Origin of the sequence: Streptomyces sp. BR123 (genome assembly GCF_013401435.1) — a bacterium.
Classification (GTDB): Bacteria; Actinomycetota; Actinomycetes; order Streptomycetales; family Streptomycetaceae; genus Streptomyces.
Window position 1 is genome coordinate 1 of the sequence record NZ_JACBGN010000502.1, and the last position, 2,898, is coordinate 2,898.

Sequence of the window (2,898 nt, forward strand, 5' to 3'; positions counted from 1 at the left end):
GTGTGGTCCAGGCGGGTCAGGACGGCGGCGGGGTCTTCGGGTCGCAGGTCACCTCGTCCCGCGGGATGTAGTGCGTGCGGTACGTCTCGCGCTTGACCTCCTGCCCGCCCCGGACGAAGATCCGGTCGACGGCCACGTCGAAGCCCTCCAGAGGGGTCTGCACCTCGCACTGCGGGCCCGAGGCCTCGATCTTCTTCGGCGGGGTCACATTGGTGCGCGGGCCCTTGGCGGCGCGGATCTCGTCGTACGCCTTCGTGCCCAGCAGGCTGATGGTCACCGAGGAGTCCGTGGACCGGGCGTGGACGTAGACCGCGCTGCCGGAGTCGTTCTTCCAGCGCAGGTCGAGGGTGCCCCAGGCGACGGTGGCCTCGCGGCCCTCGGGGTAGCGCTCGATGTAGAAGGAGTGCGCCCCGTGCTCGACCGGCTTCAGGCCGGCGAAGAACATGGCGTTGTACATGGTCGTCGCGACCGCCGAGACACCGCCGCCGGGCGACTTCACGAACCGGCCGTCGTTGATCATGATCCCGTCGACGAAGCCGTTCTCCTCGGTCCGCTCGCCGACCGTCCTGTTGAAGCTCCACGTCTCGCCCGGCCGGACGACGGAGCCGTTGAGCAGTTCCACCGCGCGCCCGATGTTGGTGGTGCGGTAGGGGGCCGCCGGGAAGTTGACGGTGAAGGACGACAGCTTCTCCTTGATGCCGAGCCGCCGGGCCTCCTGCGCGGTCAGCCGCGGCGGGACGGCCGTCGTGGCGAGTTCCGCCGTGCGGGCGTCGCCCGTGCGGGTCAGCAGCGGCAGGACGGCGTCCCCCAGGGCCTTCGCGGTGACCTGGACGCCGCTGCGGGCGTCCTCGGCGACCACGGCACGGCCGGCTGCGTCCACCTCGAAGGTGACCCCGCGCGAGGGCGTGGTGATCGCGGACACCTGCCGGGCGACGTCCGGGTCGGCCAGCAGCCCCGCGGAGTCGAGCTTCGGGACGAGCCTGCCCGCTCCGTCGGCCTTGAGCTCCAGGTGCCGGCCGAGGACCTCCGGGGTGAGGACGATCCGCTTGGCGCCGACGGTGAGGGTGACGGGCCCGGACATCGCGGGCTCGGCGAACTCCTTCATGGCCCGCGCGGTCTCCTGCGCGCCGACCGTGGGCTGTGTGAGCTCCACCGGCAGGGCCGCGGGGCCGGCCTGCGGGCTCAGGTAGACGGCGCGGACGACCTCTGCCGCCCGGTCGGCCCGTACGGTCACCCCGATCGCGGGGGCGACGGACCGGGCGCTGCCGTCCTGGAAGGAGACGGCGCCGTCGCGGACCGGGCTCCCGGCGGAGTCGGCGAGCCGCTCGGCGGCCCGGTCCGGGTCGGCTGCGGCGTCGGCGCGGATGACGGGTTCGACCTCGCGCTTCTCCGCGGGCATGACCAGCCGCCCGATCACGGTGAACGGGTCGGAGCCGGACTGCGCGGCGCGGTCGACGGTGGCCTCGGTGTCGAGGGACAGGCCGAAGGCGGCGGGGACGGCCTGCGCGGTGCGGCCGCCTTCGGTCTTCAACGTGATCGGTGCGGCAGCCGCCGGGCCGAGGCCGCGGTCGAGGGCCGCCCGGGCCTCCGCACGGCTCATGCCGCCGATGGCGACGCCGCGCACGCTGGTGCCGTCGGCGATGCTGTCGCCCGCTGCTGCGAGGCCGGCGAGGTACAGGCCGCCGAAGCCGAGTACGACGGCTCCGCCCGCAAGGGGCAGGGCCGTACGCCAGTCGTTCAGCAGGCGGTGTGCGCGTCGCATGTCTCTCCCGTGGCGGCGGTGTGCCGTGTCGCAGTCGTGGCTGTGGCGGCCGGCGATCCACCCGAGACACGAACCGTTGCGCCGGACCGCCCTCCAGCATTCACCAATTCGGGCGAAAGCTACCAAAAATGTGCGTGTTCTCACGCGCGGGCCCATGCCGGACTGCCGGCCGACCGGAAATAAGGCCACTGACCCGGGATTGGCCCTGTGCCCACCCGGAGCAGATGCCACAGCGTGTGGTCCATCGGTCTTTGGCTCCCAGGAAAGGCACCCTTCGTGTCCACCGTCCCACCCTCCGCACGGCCCTCGGGGCGCCTCACCCGCCGGCTCCTCCAGCTCTACGCCGGCCTCGCCCTGTACGGCGCGAGCTCGGCGCTCCTGGTCCGGGCGGGGCTCGGACTCGGGCCCTGGGACGTCTTTCACCAGGGCCTCGCCGAGCACACCGGGTGGACCATCGGCACCGTGTCCGTGGCCGTCGGAGCCCTGGTTCTGCTGCTGTGGTGGCCGCTGCGGCAGCGGCCCGGCCTGGGCACCGTCTCCAACGTGTTCGCGGTCGGGCTGTCCATGGACGCCACGCTGGCGGCGGTGCCCGACCTGCACGGCCTTGCGGCCCAGGCGGGTGCACTGGCGGCGGGCGTGGTCCTCAACGGCCTCGCCACCGGCCTGTACATCGCGGCCGCCTTCGGGCCGGGCCCGCGCGACGGCCTCATGACGGGGCTGCACCGGCGGACCGGGCGGTCGGTGCGGCTCGTGCGCACCGGCATCGAGCTCACCGTGCTCGCGGCCGGTTTCCTGCTCGGCGGCAGTGTCGGCCCGGGCACGGTCGCCTACGCCCTGGCCATCGGCCCGCTCGCCCAGTTCTTCCTACGGGTCTTCGCCGTGCCCGGGGCCGCCGGACGGGGTCGGCCGTCGCCCGCGGGCGGGACGTCGCCGAAGGCCCGCCCCTCGTCCTCGGCGGGTCCGGCCGGTACGAGCGGCACGCCGAGCGCCTCGGCGGGGGCCCGGTGACACGGGTCGGGCACCGGCCCGCGGAAGCGGACCGTGGACGCGCCGAGGAACCGCCGGCGCCCTGAGGGCGTCCCTCCGGTATCCCGGCCGTCGCGGCACACCAGGAGGACGGGGGCCCGGGGCCGGGG

Annotated in this window: 2 protein-coding genes; one reads left to right on the plus strand and one right to left on the minus strand. The window is 74.3% G+C overall.

Annotated features, from left to right (window positions below):
- Positions 1 to 16: 16 nt before the first annotated feature.
- A complete protein-coding gene (locus HYE82_RS35605) occupies positions 17 to 1,762 on the minus strand; it encodes a VanW family protein (RefSeq protein WP_179178366.1) in 1,746 nt (581 codons plus the stop codon).
- A gap of 276 nt (positions 1,763 to 2,038) precedes the next feature.
- On the opposite strand from HYE82_RS35605, the gene HYE82_RS35610 reads away from it, so the two are divergent.
- Complete coding sequence (locus tag HYE82_RS35610; protein ID WP_179178367.1) at positions 2,039 to 2,770, plus strand: YitT family protein; 732 nt, start codon at positions 2,039 to 2,041, stop codon at positions 2,768 to 2,770.
- Positions 2,771 to 2,898: the final 128 nt, after the last annotated feature.

What these genes read in the sequence shown, in the direction of transcription:
- HYE82_RS35605 (WP_179178366.1), bottom strand. Translation starts at nt 1,762, where the DNA reads ATGCGACGCGCACACCGCCTGCTGAACGACTGGCGTACGGCCCTGCCC.